The following is an 18,301-nucleotide window of genomic DNA, read 5'->3' on the forward strand; positions in this document are numbered from 1 at the left end:
ATGGAGGCGGAAACCTTGGTAAGCGGCAAAGTCTGGTTCGTCGGCGCCGGCCCGGGCGATCCCGACCTTATCACGGTCAAAGGGCGCCGGCTCGTCGAATCCGCCGATGCCATCCTCTATGCCGGCTCCCTCGTGTCGCAAGCTGCCTTGGCCTGGGCCAGCCCCGGCTGTGTGGTGGCGGATTCCAAGGGCATGACCCTGGAGCAGATCACCGGCTGGCTGATCAGTGCGGCACGACGCCACGCCGTGGTGGTACGGCTGCAGACCGGCGACCCTTCCCTGTACGGGGCGCTGGTCGAAATGACGCGGCCCCTCGAGGAAGCCGGCATCGAAATCGGCGTCGTGCCCGGCGTTTCTTCGGCCATGGCCGCGGCCGCGGCGGCCGTGGAAAGCTTGACGCTGCCGGAAGTCACCCAGACGGTGATCCTCACCCGCGTCGAGGGACGCACCCCCATGCCCGAGGGCGAATCCCTGCGGGAACTGGCCCGTCATCACTGCACTCTATGCCTGTTCCTTTCGATCACCCTGCTGCGCGAGGCGCGGCACGCCCTGCTCGATGCCGGCTGGTCCGATGAGTCGCCGGTGTTGGTGGTGTACAAGGCGAGCTGGCCGGGCGAGGAGAAGATCGTGCGCGGCACGCTAGCGGACATCCGCGAGCGCTGCAAGGCCGAGCGCATCGTCAGCCAGGCCATGATCATCGTGAGTCCGGCGCTGGGCGCGCGCCGCTGGTCGGACATCCGGCGCTCGAAGCTCTACGACGCCGGTTTTTCCCATCGTTTCCGTCAGGCGGATAAAACCGTATGAATCCACAGGACACTGTTTTATTGATCGGCCACGGTTCCCGGGAAAGCGCCGGTAACCTTGAAATCGAGCAATTTGCCGCAAAGTGGCGGGAACGCCGGCCCGAGTGGCGCATCGAGGTCTGCTTCATCGAATTCGCCGACGTGCTGCTGAACGAGGGGCTGGACCGCGCCGCCCACCACGGTGGCCGGGTGCTCGTAGCGCCGCTGATCCTCAACGCGGCGGGCCATGTGAAGATGGAGATACCCGAAGCCATCGAGCACGCACGCCTGCGCCACCCGCAGGTCGAGTTCGTCTATGCCCGTCACCTCGGTGCCTGCGAGGAAATTCTCGCCATCCTCAGGCGCAATCTGCGCAAGGCAATGAGCCAGCTGGACATGCCGGACCCGCGCAACACCGGCATCGTGCTGCTGGGGCGCGGGTCTTCCGATCGGGTGGCGAATGGTGAGGTGGCGCGCATGGCGCGCTGGCTGTTCGAGGAAGGGGAACACCCGCTGGTGGATATCGCCTTCACCGGTATCACCCATCCCCGGCTGGAGTCGGTTGTGCAGCGGCAGGTCCGTCTGGGCATGGGGCAGATCGTGGTCCTGCCCTATTATCTGTTCACCGGCACCCTCATTGAGCGCATCAAGCGCCAGGTGGCACGGTTGCAGCAGCAATATCCGCGCGTTCATTTCGCCCGGGGAGACTATTTCGGGTTCGAGGAGGAAATCTACGCCCTGCTGGAACAGCGCCTCGCCGAAGCCGCCGGACCAGCCCAGGCCATGATGGAATGCGACGGCTGCAAATACCGTGAACTCGCCGCCGATCACGGCGCCGCTCATCATCATCACACCCATCGCGCCGCATGAATAACGACAACGTTACCGTCACCGAACAGCTCACCGAAGCGGGCCGCCGCATCGAGCACGATTCCTTCGCCATCGTCGATGCCGAAGTCGGCGCCCATGCCTATGACCCGGGGCAGTGGCACGTGGTGCGGCGCATGATCCATGCCACTGCCGATTTCGAATTCAATGGCTCAACCCGCTTCCATCCACAAGCCATCAGCGCCGGCATCCGGGCCGTGCGCGCCGGCGCTGCCGTGGTCGCCGACGTCGAAATGATCTGTGTGGGACTGTCCAAGCCGCGCCTGGACCATTTCGGCATGAGCGTCCACCAGTTCATCGCCGATGCGGACGTGATCGCCAGCGCCAAGGCACAAAACACCACGCGAGCGGCGCAGGCCATGCGTAAGGCGCGCGCCGCGGGGCTATTGGACGGCGGCATCGTCGCTGTGGGGAACGCTCCCACCGCCCTGCTGGAAGTGGTGCGCATGGTCCGCGAAGACGGCGTGAACCCGGCACTGATCGTCGGCATGCCGGTGGGCTTCGTGGCGGCAGCGGAGTCCAAGGCCGAGACCGCCGCGCTGGAGTCGGTACCCTGGATCGTCACCGAAGGCCGCAAAGGCGGTTCCACGCTCGTCGTGGCAGCTCTCCACGCGCTGCTCGCCTTGGCGGAAGCGGAAACTTAAGCGGCGGATGGAAAAGAAACCCAAGGGCACCCGCACGGGTTTCACTACCGGCGCCTGCGCTGCCGCCGCGGCGAGGGCGGCGACCTTGGGGTTGATCCACGGGACCGTGCCGGAGCAGGTGGAGTGTGAACTGCCCAATGGTCAGCGCGTTGTGTTTGCGGTCACCGATGGCCGCTGCGAAGGCGCAATGGCGCATGCCGTGGTGATCAAAGACGCCGGAGACGACCCCGACGTCACGGACAAGGCGAGGCTCACGGCGGATGTGGTGGTGCGGCCGGAGGCGGCGGGCGCCGTGATCCTGAAAGGGGGCGCAGGCGTGGGCACGGTTACCCAACAAGGTCTGGGGCTCGAGGTCGGCGGCCCGGCCATCAATCCGGTGCCGCGCCGCAACATCGAAGCCAATGTGCGCGAGGCCGCGGGGGATTTGCTGGAGCGGGCCGGATTGGAAGTCATCATCTCCGTGCCCGGTGGCGAGGAGCTCGCGAAGCGCACGCTGAACTATCGCCTCGGCATCGTCGGCGGCATCTCCATCCTCGGCACCACCGGGATCGTCCACCCCTACTCCACCGCCGCCTTCCGGGCCAGCGTCGTTCAGGCCATCGAGGTCGCCGCCCACCAGGGCCAGAACACCGTCGTGCTCACCACCGGTGGCCGCACCGAGCGCTTCGTGATGAACGAACTGCCGCACCTGCCGCCGGCCTGCTTCGTGCAGATGGGGGACTTCCTCAAATATGCCCTCGACACCGTCGTGCGCTGTGGCCTGCGCCATGTGGTGATCGGCGGCATGGTGGGCAAGCTGACCAAAATCGCCCAGGGCGAAACCATCACCCACGCCAATCGCAACGCCGTGGATACCGAGCTTTTGGCGGATATCGCCGCCGATATCGGCGCGCCCGCCGACGTCTGCGCCGACATCCGCCGTTCCACCATGGCCCGCTATGCCAGCGAACGCATGGAAGCACTGGGCCTCACCACCGCCTTTTATGAGGCCTTGGGGCGTCGGGTGATCCGGACCCTGCGCCAGCGCTATCCCGATCAATTCACCTTGCGGATTTTGCTGTGCGATTTCGAAGCCAACAAACTCGCGGAAGTCGGAGAAGAAACCCGGCATGAGTGAACCCTGTCGTATCATCGGCGTGCTGGACAACGGCATCGACGGCCTGACGCCGCAGGCGTTGGCGCACCTTCGCGGCGCCGATCTGGTGATCGGCGCCAGGCGCACCCTTGCTCTGTTCCAAGCCCATCTGGCAGAGGGCAGTGAATGCCGCCCCCTGGAGGGATGTCTGGCGCAAGTGCCGGAGTGGATCACGGCGGCCCGCCAGGCCGGACGGCGGGTGGCGGTGCTGGCCACTGGCGATCCGCTGTGCCATGGCATCGCCGCCTATCTGGGCGACCGGCTCGGCCGCGAAGCGCTGGAGATCATTCCCAACGTCTCCACCATCCAGCTCGCCTGTGCCCGCTTGGGGCTGTCCTGGCAAGACATGGTGATCGGTTCGGTGCACAGCCGCGATGCCGGCGAGTGGACCCCGGGCGCCGGACCCGAGCATGGGCTGTACGGGTTGCTGCGCAAGCTGCGGCTGGCTAATCTCATGGGTGTGTTCACCAGCCCGGAAAACGGCCCGGATCGCATCGCCCGTATGTTGCAGGCCGAAGGGCTGGTCGAGGTATTCGAGATGGCCGTGGCGGAGCGGTTGTTGCTGAGAGATGAGCGGATTCACGGATGGGTGGGCATCGTCGAGGCCGCTGAACGGCGCTTCGCCGACCCCAACGTGGTGCTGCTGCGCCGCCGCGATGGCGCTCGGGAGGCGTTGTTCGGGCTCCCCGATGCGCGCTTCCGGCAACGCGCCCCGGACAAGGGCCTCATCACCAAGCGTGAGGTGCGTGCCGTATCCCTGGCCCGTCTGGCGCTGCGTCCGGACAGCATCGTCTGGGACATCGGCGCCGGCTCCGGCGCGGTCGGTCTGGAAGCGGCGCGCCTGTGTCCTCAGGGTCATGTTTACGCCATCGAGAAAAACGCCGAGGATTTCGCCATCGCTCTGAGCAACCGCGCCAGCCTTCAGGTCACTAATTACACCCTGGTCCAGGCTAAGGCTCCGCAGGAGCTGGACCGCTGGCCCGATCCCGACAGCATCTTCATCGGCGGCTCCGGTGGCGAATTGCCCGAGCTGATCCGGTTCTGCCTGCAACGGCTGCGGACGGACGGCTGCTTGGTGATGAACTTCGCCACGCTGGAAAACCTGGCGACGGCCGTGGATATCTTGAAGGCGTCCGGGGCCCGCTGGGATGTCACCCAACTGCAGGCGGCACGCAGCCGTCCCATTCTCGACATGCACCGCCTACAGGCGGAAAACCCGGTCTGGATCGTTTGTGCAAAGCGAGAGCACAATGCCTGAAATCAAGCAAGGACGCCTCTTTGGCGTATCGCTCGGCCCCGGCGACCCCGGTCTGATCACCCGCCGTGCTTTCGAACTGCTGCAACGGACCGACGCCCACTGGAGCTATCCGGTGCGCAAAAAGGGCGCCGCCAGCCACGCCCTGCAAATAGCCCTGGACGCAGGGCTCGCGCTTCCGGCCGAACACACACCCCTGGTCTTTCCCATGACCCATGATACCGCGATACTGGCCGGCTACTGGCTGCGCGCGGCCGAAACCGTCCTGGCGCGCTTGCGGGACGGACAGGACGTACTGTTCCTGGCCGAAGGGGATGTGTCCACTTATTCCACCTTCATCCATCTGGCCCGAACGGTCAGGGCGCTGGGGTCCGATATCGACATCCAGTCCGTCGCCGGAGTGTCCTCCTTCAATGCCGCTGCCGCCAGGCTGGACATGCCGCTGGCCGACACGGACGAGACCGTGGCGATCATTCCAGCCGGCTACGGCATCGGGCTGATCGAGCGGCTGCTGGACGACTTCGACACCCTGGTGCTGCTGAAGGTCAAGCCGCTGTTGGATGATATTCTGGGGGTGCTGGAACGGCGCGGCCTGCTGCCGCATGCGGCTTTCATCGAGAAAGCCGGCACACCCGCCGAACGGGTCGAGCATGACGTGGCCCGGCTGCATGGCGAGAAGGTGAATTATCTGTCGCTGTTGTTGGTGAAAAATCCCCAGAGGCCGCGCGGCGACATGCGGCGCGGCTGCCGCAAAACGAGCGAGGGCGGATGAATTCGTCCTTTCGACCTTCCCCGGAAGAACCGATCCGATCAGAAGAAGAAACATGACGACACCCCGCATAGCCCTGGTGGGTATCACCAAGCATGGTGTCCGCAAGCTCCTGCAACTGGCAGAAAAGTTGCCGGAAGCCGAGGTGGTGGTCACGGAAAAATTCGCCGATCTGCCGCCGCTGTTCAACACCGTGCGGGTACTGACCGGCGCTTTAAGCACCCACATCGGCGACCTGTTCGCCGGCTACGATCAACTGGTGTTTTTCGTGTCCCTGGGCGCGGTGGTGCGTCTGATCGCGCCCCATCTCAAATCCAAAGACGAAGACCCCGGCGTGCTGGTGGTGGACGATCATGCCCGGTTCGTCATACCGGTTCTGTCCGGCCATGTGGGCGGCGCCAATGCCTATGCCGAGCACCTGGCCGCGCTGCTCGGCGCCACGGCCGTGCTGACGACGGCGTCCGATGTCGGCAAAACCCTTCCGGTGGATATCCTGGGACGGGAACTGGGCTGGCAGGTGGAAGCGCCGAAGCTCAACATCACGAGGGTATCGGCCCATGTGGTGAACGAGGAGCCCATCGCCTTCGTGCAGGAGGCGGGTGCGCGCAACTGGTGGACCCGCTCTACGCCGCTGCCCGCCAACATCCACTGCTTCGAGCGCTTCGAGGACGTCGACCTGGACCGCTACCGGGCCGTGCTTTGGGTGACGCACCGCGCGATCGCGCCTGAACTCTGGACGAAGCTGGAAGAACGGCTGGTGGTCTACCGCCCGCCGGAATCGCCATGACGTGGGTCATTCTGGGGTTGGGTTGCGACCGCGGCACGGCGTTCGAGACGCTGCAAACGGCCGTGGCCGAGGCGCTGGCGCTGGCCGGGCTGAATCGCGAGGCGGTGGCGGGGCTAGCCACCATCGACAGGAAGAACGACGAAGTCGCGATCCTGGAACTGGCGGCCCGCCACGGTTGGCCAATGCACTTTTATCCTGCGGATGAACTGGCGCGCGTGCCGGTGCCCAATCCGTCGGAAGTGGTGCGCCGCCACATGGGCACGCCGGCGGTGGCCGAAGCCGCGGCCCTGCTCGCCGCCCGGGGTGGAATCGGCGATTTGCTGCTGGAAAAACACAAATACCGGGGCGCGGACGGCAAGAACGCCACGGTTTCAATCGCAAGGCTGAACGATGAATAAAGGCAAAATCCTACTGGTAGGCTTCGGTCCCGGCGCCCCCGAGCACATGACCTACCGGGCGCGCGAAGCCATCGCCGAGGCGGACGTGGTGATCGGCTATTCCACTTATATCAAACTGGTGCAGGAGCTTCTGGATGGCAAGGAGGTGGTCCGCAAGGGGATGACCGAGGAAATCGACCGCTGCGTGGAAGCCTACGAACATGCCCGGGAGGGCAAGACCGTGGCCCTGATTTCATCGGGTGACATCGGTATTTACGGCATGGCCGGCCCCACCTTCGAGGTGCTGCTGCAAGCCGGCTGGACCCCCGCCGGCGGCATCGCGGTGGAAGTGATTCCCGGTGCCACGGCCCTCAATGCCTGCGCGGCGCTGGTGGGCGCGCCGCTCACCCACGATTTTTGCGCCATCTCGCTGTCCGATCTGCTCACGCCCTGGCCGGTGATCGCCCGCCGCCTGGAAGCGGCGGCGCGGGGCGATTTCGTGGTGGCCTTGTACAACCCCAAAAGCGGCCGCCGCACCCGCCAGATCGTCGAAGCGCAGCGCATTCTGTTGCGACACCGGCGCAAGGATACGCCGGTGGCCATCGTCAAATCCGCCTACCGCCGCCGGCAGAACATCCAGATGACCACGCTCAGCGCCATGACCGACTGCGACATCGGCATGTTATGCACGGTGCTGATCGGCAACCGTAGCACCGTCGTGCGCGAGGGGCTGATGATCACCCCCCGGGGCTATGCCAACAAATACGACGCCCTCACCGGTCCCGCCAAGGACGGCGAGCGGGCCGGACATTCCCTCGGCATGGGGTTGGCCGGCTGGCACGGCGGCGTACGCCGCTGGCTGCGCGATGATCCGGAACGCTCCCTGCGCGAGGCGGCTCGCCATTTCGACGCGCCTCTGGGCGAAATCCTCGCCGCCGTCGGTGCCGCTCAGCCGGATGACGAAGCCGGAACTCACCGGGCGACGGCCGTGGCGCAGCAGGACCTCGATGCCGTTCTGGACGGCGCGCGCCATTGGGGCCGGCTGCGTGCCGTGGTGCGCAGCGAGGGCGGCGGGGTGGCCGAGCTGCTGTGCGATGCCCAGGATTTCAGCCGCCGCGGCGATTGGCTCAACCTGGTCAACCCGCACTTCCATCTGCACGCGGACCTGTCCCGGGTCAGGGGCCTCTGGTTCTACAGTCGGGAACACCGCCAGCATGGGGTTTATTTCCTGGACGAAGGCGGGGACACGGTCTTCTCCTTGCTGCTGATCCAAGCGGACGGGAACTTCGACGCCGTCGCCCTGAGCCATTTCCACCAGTCCCGTGAACTATACGGGCAGCCTTTCGTCCCAGTAGACGAAGCACCCGAGCCGGAGACCGAAACCGATGACTGATATTCAAGACCCGAACAAGCCCAAAATGGGCGCTTACAAGCGCCACCTCCTGGTCTGCACGGGCCCGCGCTGTACCGCAAACGGCGAGTCGCAGGCTTTATTCGACAGCCTGGGAGGGAAGTTCAAGGCCGCCGGCATCGATCAGGGCGAACTGCGCGTCAAGCGCACCCGCGTTTCCTGCTTCGCCACCTGCAAATCCGGTCCCCTCGTCTGCGTCCAGCCGGATGGCGTCTGGTACTACCATGTCACCGAGGCCAACCTGGACCGCATCATCCGCGAGCATCTGGTCGGCGGCACGCCGGTGGCCGAACTGATCTATCACCAGGGACCGAGCTGTGGCGCCATCTGAGGAACGTCACCGTGCCCGTATGGCGCGGAAGCGGGAACTCATCGCGGCGAAGGTCGCCCGCGCCACTCAGGACAAAGGTCTATTGCTGGTGCTGACCGGCATCGGCAAGGGCAAAACCAGCTCGGCGTTCGGCATGGTCGCGCGGGCCCTGGGCCACGGCATGAAAGTGGGCGTGGTGCAGTTCGTCAAGGGTGCGTTTTCTACGGGTGAGGAGGCGTTTTTCCGCCGGTTTCCCGACGAGGTCGATTACCGGGTCATGGGCGAAGGCTTTACGTGGGTCACCCAGGACCGGCAGCGCGACATGCGGGCTGCCGAAAGGGCCTGGGAAACCGCCCGGGCCATGCTGCAAAAGCCGGAACTGGGGCTGGTCGTGCTGGATGAGCTGAACATCGTGCTCAAACATGGCTATCTGCCTCTGGAGCAGGTATTGGCCGATTTGAGCCGGCGCGTCGCGGGTCAGCACGTGATCGTCACCGGTCGGGGCGCCAGGCCCGAATTGATCGAGGTGGCCGATACCGTCAGCGAAGTCACCCACGTCAAGCATGCTTTTGCCCAGGGCATCCGGGCACAAAAGGGGATCGAGTTTTGAACACGACTTGTCCCGCCCTCCTGGTCGCCGGATCCGCTTCGGGCCAGGGCAAGACCACGCTGACGGCGGCGCTGGCGCGCCGCCACGTCCGCCAGGGACGGCGGGTGCGGGTGTTCAAGGTTGGCCCCGATTTTCTCGACCCGATGCTGCTTGCTGCGGCCAGCGGTCAGCCGGTCTATCAGCTTGATCTCTGGCTGGTCGGGGAGGCGCAATGCCGCCGGCTGCTGTTTGAAGCCGCGCAGGCCGCCGACTTGATCCTCATCGAGGGCGTCATGGGCCTGTTCGATGGCACGCCCTCGGCGGCGGACCTGGCGCAAACCTTCGGTATACCGGTACTGGCGGTGATCGATGCCTTTGGGATGGCGGAAACCTTCGGGGCGGTCGCGCACGGGCTGGCGACTTACCGGCCGGACCTCCCCTTCGCCGGCGTCGTCGCCAATCGGGTGGCCTCGTCCAGCCATGCCGACCGGCTGCGCGCCAGCATGCCCAGGGCCATTCCATTCCGCGGGGCCTTCTTCCGTCAGCCCGATGCCGGCTTTCCCGACCGGCATCTGGGGTTGGTCCAATCCTTTGAACTCGACGATCTGGACCGGCGGCTGGACACGCTGGCCGATGCCATCTGCGGGATCGATCTTGCGGATCTGCCGGATAGCCTCCCGTTCGCACCCGAGCCCGCCGTCGCTCCGCCACGCCTGTTGCAAGGCGTACGCCTCGGCATCGCGCGGGACGAAGCCTTCTCTTTCCTCTATCCGGCCAACCTCGACTTGCTCAGCGCCATGGGCGCGAAGCTGATTTTTTTCTCGCCGCTGCGGGACCGGAGCTTGCCCCAGGTGGACAGCCTCTATCTCCCCGGCGGCTATCCCGAACTGCATTTGGCAACCTTGGCCGGCAATCGCGGGATGAAGGCGTCGCTGCAGGCGCATGTCGCCGCTGGTAAACCGCTGCTCGCCGAATGCGGCGGTCTCTTGTACCTGCTGGAGGAGCTGGTGGCCCATGACGGGACGGCCGGGGCGATGTGCGGCTTGCTGCCCGGACGGGGGCGGATGCAAACGCGGCTGACGGGCTTGGGATTACAGTTGGCCTCTTTCCGGTCCGGAACGCTGCGCGCTCACACCTTCCATTATTCGCGCCTGGAAACGCCACTGTCCCCGCGGCTCGTGGCGGAACGGCGCCAGGGAGGCGCGGGCGAAGCGGTCTACCAGGAGGGCCGGCTCACCGCGTCTTTTCTGCACTGGTATCTACCCTCCTGCCCCGAGGCGGCGGCGGAGCTGCTGCGGCCATGAATCCGCGCGATTTCACAGCGGAAGAAATCGAAGCCATCTACCGGGTGATTCGCGAACGGCGCGACATGCGCCATTTCCGGCCCGATCCGGTCGATCCGGCGGTCCTTCGGCGTCTGCTGTGGGCCGCCCATCACGCGCCCAGCGTGGGATTCACGCAGCCCTGGCGCTTCATCCGTATCACCGAGCGCAGCTTGCGCGAGCGCATTCACGTCCTGGTCGAGGCTGAACGTCTGCGCACCGCCGAAGCCCTGGGTGAGAGGAAGGACGAATTCAGCAGACTCAAGATCGAAGGGATCCGCGAATGCGCCGAGCTGCTGGCAGCGGTGCTCACCGACGGCCGTGAGCGGCAGGTCTTCGGGCGCCGTACCCTCCCCGAGATGGACTTGGCCTCGCTCGCCTGTGCCATCCAGAACATCTGGCTGGCGGCCCGAGCGGAGGGACTGGGCATGGGCTGGGTGTCCTTCTTCGATCCGGTGGCGCTGGCCAGGATGTTGGAAATTCCACCGGGCGGCAAACCGGTGGCGCTGCTTTGCCTGGGACATGTCGAGTCCTTCTACCCCCGCCCCTTGCTGGAATCGGCGGGTTGGGAACAGCGCCGCGACCTTGAGGACATGGTCTTCGAAAACCGCTGGAACCGGCGGGCGTTCGGAGTCGAGGGGTAGCACTCGCCGCTAGGCGGCGCGCCATGCCGACAGCGTATGATCGAGGCGCGACCAGCCGCTTTCCGTCGCCGGCAGGCCGAACCGTAGGCCGGGCGGATGCTCGAACCGACGTGGCAGAATGAGGTGGTGCCTGATGTGCGCGTCGAGCCGGCGGGCATCATCGGTCCGCACCCATTGGAACAGCGGAGTGCCCCCGGCCGGCGCCAGGCCGTAGCGGGTCAGGAGCGCCGCCAGCCTCTGGCTGTCGCGGACTAGCTTCCGGCGGGCCTCGGCCTGCCAGGCGGAATCGGCCAGGGCCCGCTGTCCGAGCCAGCGCGCCGGTCCTGACACTGCCCACGGGCCGGCGATATCGCGCAAGGCTTCGAGCAAGGAGGGGCGGGCGGCGACGAACCCGAGACGGGCGCCGGGACAACCGAAAAACTTACCGAAAGACCGCAGCACGATCAGCCCATCGTGCTTGGTTTCAGCGGCCAGACTTCCCTCCGGTGTGGGGTCCATGAAGGCTTCGTCCACCACCAGCCAACCGCCTCCTTTCTGCAGCGCGGCGTGCCATCCTTTCAAACGCTCGATGTCACGGTACTCTCCGGTCGGGTTGTTGGGATTGACCACCACCACCACGTCGAACCGCTTGATCTGTTGCTCCACGGTGCCGAGCCCCACTTCGTGGACCTCGTGTCCGTACTGCCGCCAGCCATGCGCGTGCTCGGCATAGGCCGGACTCAGCACGGCCACGCGGCTCGGTGGCCGAAGCCGGGGCAGGAGCTGAATCGCGGCTTGCGTGCCGGCCACCGGCAGCAGGGCCGGGGCGCCAAAATGAGCTGTTGCCGTTTCAACCAGTCCGTCCTCATCTTCCGGCAGCCGGGTCCAGCAGTCCGACGGGATTTCAGGAAATGGCCACGGACGGGGGCTGATGCCGGTGGACAAGTCCAGCCAGTCTTCCGGGCGGGTGCCCGTGGCGCGGGCCGCTTGCCGCAAACGTCCGCCGTGTTCAAGCAAGGGCGACGCCTCCGATGACGGCGGTCCAGAGCCAAAGCGTCAAGGAACGCCGGACGAGGGAGATAGCGCGCCCGATGTCGCGCATTTCGGCGGGTCGCCCGTAACCCAGCGCGGGCCGGTGTGTCAGGCTGCCGTGGTAGCTGGCCGGGCCGCCGAGCGCGATGCCCAGCGCTCCGGCCCCGGCTGCCATGACCGGGCCGGCGTTGGGGCTTTTCCAGTACCGGCCCTGATGACGCCAGGCTCGCAAAGCCGTGGGCAGGTGGCCGCACAGCGCATAGCTCATGGCCGTGAGCCGGGCCGGAAGATAATTGAGCACGTCATCCAGCCTGGCCGCCGCCCAGCCGAAATCCCGGTAGCGTTCGTTGCGGTATCCCCACATGGCGTCCAGGGTGTTGGCCAAGCGGTAGACGACCACGCCGGGCAGCCCTCCGGCTGCATACCAGAACAGCGCACCGAACACCGCATCGCAACCGTTCTCGAGCACCGATTCGACGGTGGCGGCAGCAATCTGTCTTGCGTCCATGGTCAGAACGTCGCGGCTGACGATACGCCCAACCGCCCGTCGCGCGTTTGTCAGGTCGTCATTCAGCAGGGCATTGCGAACGGCCTCGGCATGTTCGAAAAGGCTTCGGGCGCCCAATGCCAGGTAAAGGCCGGCGCCGGCGATGGCAGCTCCGATTGCGCCATGGCCCGCCAGGGGGAGCGATATCAGCCAAGCGGGTAACAGCAGACCGGTCACGGCTGCGATTCCGCGTATCCGCCGCGCCTTGGCCGAACACCCAGGCGGCCCATAGGTGACCGTTTCCATCCGGTTGGCCAGGCGGCCAAAGCCGACGAGAGGATGAAATTTGCGTGGTTCGCCCAGGAAGTGGTCGATGACGACGGCCACGGGCATGAGAAACAACGCAATAGCTTTTTCCGTGCTGGATTCCATGGTTCATCGTTCAGGTGGAGCGGTCGGGTTGGAATTATGGAGAAGGTGTGCCTTGTTCGTCTTCCCTCTGGAAGAGGATTGGGGCCATGGAAATGGCGGGCAGTTTGATTCAGCGGTGTCTCCCACGCGTTCCGGGGCCGCCAGGATATGCGTTTCCTTACCGGCGTCCCCCTGTGGCAGTCGGTTGAAGGCCCGCTTTTTTGTTAGCGAGAGCTTTTTTTTTCGTGATTTCCTTGTACAGCTGTAGAGCGCTGGCATAGCTATCCTGGTACTCCGGATGCCGGTCGGCCGTCGGCTTGATTCGTTCCGCGGTTTCGAACACTTCGTGGAGGAACGCCAAATCGCCGTCATCCAGCCATTCACCCCGGTCGACTTTTTCCTTCAGTGCGAAAGCCCTCGGAAGCCTCTGCGTCCCCAGCCGTTCCAACAGTGCCATCGCGATGCCGGTGTCTTTGGATACTTCGGTCATGGCCTCCCTTCTGAATTAGAGAATGGAAGCCTGGATCGCCGCGGGTCCCTCGGGCGGCAGGATTCGGGCGCTTCGGTGCGCTCGGATTTTCCGGCGGGCGCGCGCCCGAGGCAAGGCGAATCTCCGACCCGCCGAATCCTGGTTCAGGGAAAACATGGAAACCGGCGTCATCCCAGGTAGCGCGAGAGCTCTTTCACCACATTGGGCCGGTCGGGAATTTTCCCTTTGGGGATGCGTCCGGCCAGGATGATTCTCCGCGATCCGGTCGCGGAGAACAGCTCCGTGAGTTGGAGTTCGCCGGCCGCCGCTGGGCCAAAATCCGCGAGCTTGATTCCGCGGTAATCCAGCCGCGGGGCGACCGGCCGGGTATCGAGCCATTTCTTGGATTGGCCCAGAACCTCTGTGATGCAGTCGAGGCTTTGGTCGAGGTTGAGAGCATTCGTCCCGAACTGCCCCAGCTCGGCGTCGATCGACTCGATCTCGGCTTCCGCCGCCTCGATGCCCGCTCCGTTGTGCCCGTCGTCGGCCAGGGCGGAGCCGAGGCTCCAGCCGCCCGCCCGCAGAGCATCGAGCCTGTGCCGCAGCGGGCAGCGTAGTGTTCCAATTCCACTCTTTTCCGGGTTTCCTGGGCAAGCCGTTCCAGTGCCCGTTCGATCAGGAAGTCGAAGGCGCGCTTTTTCAGTTCCCACCGGGTTCTCTTTTCGGAGGAAGCCGGGACGATGTAGCGGTGATGGGAGAAGCTGACTGCAGCTGGACTACATCCTTGTGCACGGCATCACCCTCCAGTTCCATGCCCAGCACCGTGCGTTCTTCCTTCCGCATCAGCAGCAGTCCGAAGATCGTCTCGGCCGGCATCTCCTCGCGATGCCGTAGGTACTCGCGGACGTCCTTGAGTTTGCCCTGCACGTCGTGGATGTGTTCGACCGAGCTGAAGAAGGCCCGGATGCGCGGATCGGCGCCGAAACTGTATGCGCTGATCTCCGTCGGTGTCGACATGGCGTCGACCAGGGCCCGCAGGCGGCGGTCGGTGCCGTCCACGGCCCGTTCGAGGCAGCCTCGATCAGCGTCCGGTCGGGGCTGTCGTCGCCCTCTGCCGGCTGACCGAACAGGAAATTCAGGAATCGCAGCACGAAAACGGCCTCCTGTAGAATCGGATATGGTGGTCCGGATTGTACGCCTGTGGAATCCGAACTCTTTTTCTGCCTATCACCCTGATGTAAGCCATGATCATCTATCTGCACGGTTTTTGTTCGTCGCCCCGATCGGAGAAGGCGCGTCTCCTCGGACAGCGCCTGGCCGAGCGCGCTCTGGCGGACCGGTTCTGGTGCGAGCAGCTTCCACCTAGCCCGCGCCAGGCTATCGAATTGGTAGAGGGTGTCCTGGCGAAATGCCGGACGCGTCCCGCTCTCGTGGGAAGTTCCCTGGGCGGCTACTACGCCACCTATTTGGCCGAGAAGCACGATCTGCGTGCGGTTTTGATCAATCCTGCCGCTTTCGCTTATCAAAATCTGGCTCCGGCGGTGGGGCCGCAGCGGAATCTCTACACCGGCGAGCCTTTCGAGTTCACCGAACGGCATCTGGCCGAGCTGGCGCAGCTCGAGGTGCCGCGGCTCAGCCGGCCCGAGCGCTTCTGGTTGTTGGTGGAAACCGGCGACGAAGTGCTCGATTACCGCGAAGCCGTCGAAAAATATGCAGGTGCCCGCCAGACCGTCATCGAGGGCGGCGATCACAGTTTCCGCCATTTTGCCGATTATCTGGATGCGATCATCGATGTCTCGCTGACGCCCTGACCATCGCCTTGGTAGGCCCCTAGCGGGCGTTGGAATCCGCTCGTCCGTCCGTGGGTTCGCCACGCAGCAGTGCTTCGGCGGTACGGGCTTGCCTGTGCGCCGCCTCCTGGCTGCCGGCGAGCGACATGAAGTGCATGCCGCGTCCCGTCTCCAGCCCGCCCGGGGTGAGGATGACGATACCCTCCTCACTGCGGTCGCGAAAGGCGAGTGGTCCTAAGCGACCGAGCGCCGTCGCCAGGTCGCAGGGGGGGCTCAAGCCGGTGCGTTGGACGATCAGCAGTGCCCGCCGCTTCCAGTCGCCGAGCAGGCGGTTGGCGAGCGTCATGGGGATCGACGTTCCGCCCCAGCGCCCGTTGCATTCGATCCAGTGCGGTTGGTCCGTGGCCCCATCGTTGCCGGCGATGACCGCATCGAAGCTGCACCGCCCGAAGTAGCCCATCTGCTGGAACAGGCACGCGAGCTGCAGCGCCTCGCCGGCTAAGCGGCTGCGCAGGGACTCGGGCAGTTCGCTCGGCATGGCGCCGACGAAAGTTCCTTCCTCGTCGCCTAGGGACTGGTCGAAGACCCCTTCGACCACGGGGCGCGAATCGTCGCGGGAGGGAATCCATATCTGGACGGAAGGGCTGGCGAGAACCTTGCAATCCCAGGCACCGACCAGCAGCGGAAAGCCACCGTTCCAGCCACGCCGGGCCAAAAGGCGCAACACCCGGCGACTCAGCGCTTCAGGCGGCAGCCGCCGGATCAGGTCCGAAGGGAAAATCAGATTACCGGCACCGCCGGCGCTGTCCGGTATCTTGATCACGATCCGCTCGAAGCGCCGCGCGAGCGCCGCCAGCCGTCCGGCAAGACCGACCGGTCCGAAGGTGCAGTAGCTCGGCGGCAGCGCCTTGGGCCCGAGCAGTTCCTTGACGCATCGCGCAAACCAGAGCTTGTCATTGACTCGCTGGGTGAGCTGTGGCGGCGGCGCGGCGACCTTGATCCGTGCTCCCGTCCGCTCGGCGATCAGGCCCGCGAACCGCCATGCGTGCCGTGTGCCGATGTAAGGGATCAGATTCAGCCGGCAGTGTTTTCGCGCCACCTCGATGATGGGTTCCTGCGCGTCCGGAGTGGCGGCGCAGCGCTCAGGAAGGGTAGGATGGCTTCGGGCCGAGGAAGAGGGAACGCCGAGCACGGTCACGTTGCCCAGGCCCAGCGTGTTACGGCAATACCTCTCGAAGTGCTCGCTGCGACGTCCGCTGATGAGGACCATGTCCTCGTCCCCCGCCAGCATCAATATCCGGTACTGCAGTGCCAGATCTGCTGCGGGCTGGGCATACAGGGCGATCTCGGTGTGGTCTTCGAAAAACAGCGCGGGAGCCTCATCGACGCCGGCCGAGACCTTGTCTCCGAACATCCGGGTCGAGGTCAGTGTCGGCTCGTCGGCGAGCATACGCCTGGCAATGGCTGCAATGCGCTTGCTCTGGGCGGCATCGAGACCGATGCCGGGAAATTCCACGACCGGCAGGGACGGCCGCGTCGAAGCGGGGGAGGGGCGCTTCGTCGTCGCGACCATCGGGGGCTACGGCCCGGTTTCAGCCGGACGCGGGGAGGGCGGTCCAGCGCGGATGCTTTTCGCGCCAGATCGTTAACTGCCGGTACAGCGCTGCCCGTTCCGCATCGGATAGCCGCCCCAGCGCCTGGAACATCTCCCCGCACTCAGCGATATGGGTCTCCATGGACTGGGACAGTTCCAACAGTCTGCGACGCTCGTTTTCCGGCAGCAGCGCCCTCGGGTCGCGCTCCAGCAGGGCCCTGACCGCCGCGAGCCCCTTACCGTGCTCTGCGTAAAGGCGACGTACCTCCGGCGCGCCCAGCATTCGTGCCAGGGTGGGATAAAAGTGCTTTTCCTCGAACGCGATGTGCGCGCCGGCCGCCGTGTCGATCCGTTCGGCGGCTTTGCGCGCGCCGGCGGCATCGTTGCCCCGCAGGCACTGCGAAAGCTCGTGAAAGCCCCGTCCGAGCACGGTATGGTCCTCGCGGAACGCCTCGAATAAATTATGCTCTGGAGGTGACTGACGGTTTTCCATACGATTTAGTCTACTATCCGTTTCCAGCTAAGGAATCGCTGATCAAATCCCCGGCCGAGGGATGAGATAATAGAGCCTATCTTATCGCTGCCTGGAACAGCCGATGCACACACCGACCCCAACCGGTTTTGCCGAACTCGAATACGCCAGCAAAAAACGCCAAACCCGGCGGGAGAAGTTTCTGGCGGAAATGGAGCGCGTGGTGCCGTGGGCGTTATGGCTGGCCAAGCTGGAGCCACATTATCCGCAAAGCGGTCGCCGAGGCCGGCAACCGATGCCATTGCATCGCATGTTGCGCATCCATTGCATGCAGCAATGGTTCAGCTCTTCAGATCGGCCAATGGAAGACGCGCTGTATGAAATCGACAGCATTCGCCGCTTTGCCGGCTTCGGCCGTGTCACCGAAGCGCTGGCGGACGCCCCCCTTCTCAACTTTCGTCATTGGCTGGAAAAGCACCAGCTGACCGAAATGCTGCTGGCGACGGTCAACGACCATCTGAAGGATCAAGGTTTGTTGGTCTCCAAAGGCACCAGGGTCGATGCCACGATTAGCCACGCGCCCAGCTCGCCCAAGAATCGGGATCAAGCACGCGACCCCGACATGCACCCGACCAAGCAAGGCCATCAGTGGTATTTCGGCATGAAAATCCCCGTCGGCGCCGACGTCCCTTCGGGTGCGGTGCACAGCGTGACGGTCACGGCGGCCCATACCGCCGACATCGTGGAATTGCCCAAGCGGCTGCGCGAGGATGATCAAGTGATCTTCGCCGATGCCGGCTACACCAGCGACGAGTACAAAAAAGGCTCACGGCATCCGGGGCTTCGCTGGGGCGTCCACGACAAGCGCAAGCCTGGCAAAAACCTGTCGAGCCGCCCGCGCCAGCGCAACCGCCAATACGCGTCGGTCAGAGCCCGGGTCGAGCGCAGTTTCCGCATCATCAAATGCCAATTCGATTTCCGCAAGACCCCTTACCGGGGCCTGGAGAAGAGCACCGCTCAAGTCAATTGGCGGGTGGGTTTAGCCAATTTGTATCTGCTGCGCCGCCCATGGATGGCGGCCTAGGCCGAAATCCGTCTACCGTGCGCCCAAACACGGTAGACGGCCAAAAAATCGGGGGGCATGGGGGTTACTT

Annotated in this window: 22 protein-coding genes; 15 read left to right on the top strand and 7 right to left on the bottom strand. The window is 65.0% G+C overall.

The features are described from left to right. Genes cobM through bluB form a run of 13 tightly spaced genes read left to right on the top strand, consistent with a single transcriptional unit; the run spans nucleotide 1 to nucleotide 10,913 of the window. Nucleotides 1–804 (top strand): precorrin-4 C(11)-methyltransferase, encoded by an 804-nt coding sequence (gene cobM, locus N4J17_RS08550; protein WP_198323797.1) that lies wholly within the window; start codon nucleotides 1–3, stop codon nucleotides 802–804. Beyond that, nucleotides 801–1,652 carry a sirohydrochlorin chelatase gene (locus N4J17_RS08555; RefSeq protein ID WP_198323796.1) on the top strand — a complete coding sequence of 284 codons (852 nt, stop codon included), beginning with the start codon at nucleotides 801–803 and terminating at the stop codon, nucleotides 1,650–1,652. The genes cobM and N4J17_RS08555 overlap by 4 nt, the downstream gene beginning before the upstream one ends. Beyond that, complete coding sequence (locus tag N4J17_RS08560; RefSeq protein WP_198323795.1) at nucleotides 1,649–2,314, top strand: precorrin-8X methylmutase; 666 nt, start codon at nucleotides 1,649–1,651, stop codon at nucleotides 2,312–2,314. Before N4J17_RS08555 ends, N4J17_RS08560 begins: the two co-directional genes overlap by 4 nt. A gap of 7 nt (nucleotides 2,315–2,321) precedes the next feature. After that, nucleotides 2,322–3,431 (top strand): cobalt-precorrin-5B (C(1))-methyltransferase, encoded by a 1,110-nt coding sequence (locus N4J17_RS08565; protein ID WP_198323794.1) that lies wholly within the window; start codon nucleotides 2,322–2,324, stop codon nucleotides 3,429–3,431. Next, a complete protein-coding gene (cbiE, locus tag N4J17_RS08570; RefSeq protein ID WP_198323793.1) occupies nucleotides 3,424–4,707 on the top strand; it encodes a precorrin-6y C5,15-methyltransferase (decarboxylating) subunit CbiE in 1,284 nt (427 codons plus the stop codon). The genes N4J17_RS08565 and cbiE overlap by 8 nt, the downstream gene beginning before the upstream one ends. After that, nucleotides 4,700–5,476 (top strand): precorrin-2 C(20)-methyltransferase, encoded by a 777-nt coding sequence (gene cobI / locus N4J17_RS08575; protein WP_198323792.1) that lies wholly within the window; start codon nucleotides 4,700–4,702, stop codon nucleotides 5,474–5,476. The genes cbiE and cobI overlap by 8 nt, the downstream gene beginning before the upstream one ends. 52 nt (nucleotides 5,477–5,528) lie before the next feature. Next, nucleotides 5,529–6,260 (top strand): cobalamin biosynthesis central domain-containing protein, encoded by a 732-nt coding sequence (locus N4J17_RS08580; RefSeq protein ID WP_198323791.1) that lies wholly within the window; start codon nucleotides 5,529–5,531, stop codon nucleotides 6,258–6,260. Next, the gene (locus tag N4J17_RS08585; RefSeq protein WP_198323790.1) at nucleotides 6,257–6,658 is read left to right on the top strand and encodes a cobalamin biosynthesis protein; all 402 of its coding nucleotides are present in this window, start codon (nucleotides 6,257–6,259) and stop codon (nucleotides 6,656–6,658) included. The genes N4J17_RS08580 and N4J17_RS08585 overlap by 4 nt, the downstream gene beginning before the upstream one ends. Further along, nucleotides 6,651–8,030: a precorrin-3B C(17)-methyltransferase gene (gene cobJ, locus N4J17_RS08590; RefSeq protein WP_198323789.1), complete on the top strand. Its 1,380-nt coding sequence runs from the start codon at nucleotides 6,651–6,653 to the stop codon at nucleotides 8,028–8,030. The genes N4J17_RS08585 and cobJ overlap by 8 nt, the downstream gene beginning before the upstream one ends. Then, nucleotides 8,023–8,379 (top strand): (2Fe-2S) ferredoxin domain-containing protein, encoded by a 357-nt coding sequence (locus tag N4J17_RS08595; RefSeq protein WP_198323788.1) that lies wholly within the window; start codon nucleotides 8,023–8,025, stop codon nucleotides 8,377–8,379. The genes cobJ and N4J17_RS08595 overlap by 8 nt, the downstream gene beginning before the upstream one ends. Nucleotides 8,380–8,398: 19 nt before the next feature. After that, on the top strand, nucleotides 8,399–8,968 hold the full coding sequence (gene cobO / locus N4J17_RS08600; RefSeq protein WP_232470661.1) for a cob(I)yrinic acid a,c-diamide adenosyltransferase: 570 nt from the start codon (nucleotides 8,399–8,401) through the stop codon (nucleotides 8,966–8,968). Then, nucleotides 8,965–10,251, top strand: a complete 1,287-nt coding sequence (locus tag N4J17_RS08605; protein ID WP_198323786.1) for a cobyrinate a,c-diamide synthase — start codon at nucleotides 8,965–8,967, stop codon at nucleotides 10,249–10,251. The genes cobO and N4J17_RS08605 overlap by 4 nt, the downstream gene beginning before the upstream one ends. Further along, nucleotides 10,248–10,913: a 5,6-dimethylbenzimidazole synthase gene (gene bluB / locus N4J17_RS08610; RefSeq protein ID WP_198323785.1), complete on the top strand. Its 666-nt coding sequence runs from the start codon at nucleotides 10,248–10,250 to the stop codon at nucleotides 10,911–10,913. The genes N4J17_RS08605 and bluB overlap by 4 nt, the downstream gene beginning before the upstream one ends. Before the next feature lie 9 nt (nucleotides 10,914–10,922). On the opposite strand, the gene cobD is transcribed toward bluB, so the two are convergent. The 5 genes from cobD to N4J17_RS08635 form a co-directional block, all read right to left on the bottom strand. Next, nucleotides 10,923–11,909, bottom strand: a complete 987-nt coding sequence (gene cobD / locus N4J17_RS08615; protein ID WP_198323784.1) for a threonine-phosphate decarboxylase CobD — start codon at nucleotides 11,907–11,909, stop codon at nucleotides 10,923–10,925. Further along, nucleotides 11,902–12,843 (bottom strand): adenosylcobinamide-phosphate synthase CbiB, encoded by a 942-nt coding sequence (gene cbiB, locus N4J17_RS08620; RefSeq protein WP_198323783.1) that lies wholly within the window; start codon nucleotides 12,841–12,843, stop codon nucleotides 11,902–11,904. The genes cobD and cbiB overlap by 8 nt, the downstream gene beginning before the upstream one ends. 157 nt (nucleotides 12,844–13,000) lie before the next feature. Then, nucleotides 13,001–13,312, bottom strand: a complete 312-nt coding sequence (locus N4J17_RS08625) for a hypothetical protein (RefSeq protein ID WP_198323782.1) — start codon at nucleotides 13,310–13,312, stop codon at nucleotides 13,001–13,003. A 167-nt stretch (nucleotides 13,313–13,479) separates the two neighbouring features. After that, the gene (locus N4J17_RS08630) at nucleotides 13,480–14,001 is read right to left on the bottom strand and encodes a hypothetical protein (RefSeq protein WP_198323781.1); all 522 of its coding nucleotides are present in this window, start codon (nucleotides 13,999–14,001) and stop codon (nucleotides 13,480–13,482) included. Then, nucleotides 13,991–14,350, bottom strand: a complete 360-nt coding sequence (locus tag N4J17_RS08635; RefSeq protein WP_198323780.1) for a hypothetical protein — start codon at nucleotides 14,348–14,350, stop codon at nucleotides 13,991–13,993. The genes N4J17_RS08630 and N4J17_RS08635 overlap by 11 nt, the downstream gene beginning before the upstream one ends. Nucleotides 14,351–14,535: 185 nt before the next feature. Here N4J17_RS08635 and N4J17_RS08640 point away from each other — a divergent pair, with 185 nt between their 5' ends. Next, a complete protein-coding gene (locus N4J17_RS08640) occupies nucleotides 14,536–15,102 on the top strand; it encodes a YqiA/YcfP family alpha/beta fold hydrolase (RefSeq protein WP_198323779.1) in 567 nt (188 codons plus the stop codon). 19 nt (nucleotides 15,103–15,121) lie between these two features. Here the strand turns inward: N4J17_RS08640 and N4J17_RS08645 are convergent, their stop codons facing one another. Next, nucleotides 15,122–16,654: a hypothetical protein gene (locus N4J17_RS08645; RefSeq protein WP_232470648.1), complete on the bottom strand. Its 1,533-nt coding sequence runs from the start codon at nucleotides 16,652–16,654 to the stop codon at nucleotides 15,122–15,124. A 19-nt stretch (nucleotides 16,655–16,673) separates the two neighbouring features. After that, the gene (locus N4J17_RS08650) at nucleotides 16,674–17,168 is read right to left on the bottom strand and encodes a hemerythrin domain-containing protein (RefSeq protein ID WP_198323778.1); all 495 of its coding nucleotides are present in this window, start codon (nucleotides 17,166–17,168) and stop codon (nucleotides 16,674–16,676) included. 103 nt (nucleotides 17,169–17,271) lie between these two features. Here N4J17_RS08650 and N4J17_RS08655 point away from each other — a divergent pair, with 103 nt between their 5' ends. Next, nucleotides 17,272–18,231, top strand: a complete 960-nt coding sequence (locus N4J17_RS08655; RefSeq protein WP_198323777.1) for an IS5 family transposase — start codon at nucleotides 17,272–17,274, stop codon at nucleotides 18,229–18,231. Nucleotides 18,232–18,301 lie beyond the last annotated feature (70 nt).

The organism is Methylococcus capsulatus, from assembly GCF_036864975.1.
Classification (GTDB): Bacteria; Pseudomonadota; Gammaproteobacteria; order Methylococcales; family Methylococcaceae; genus Methylococcus.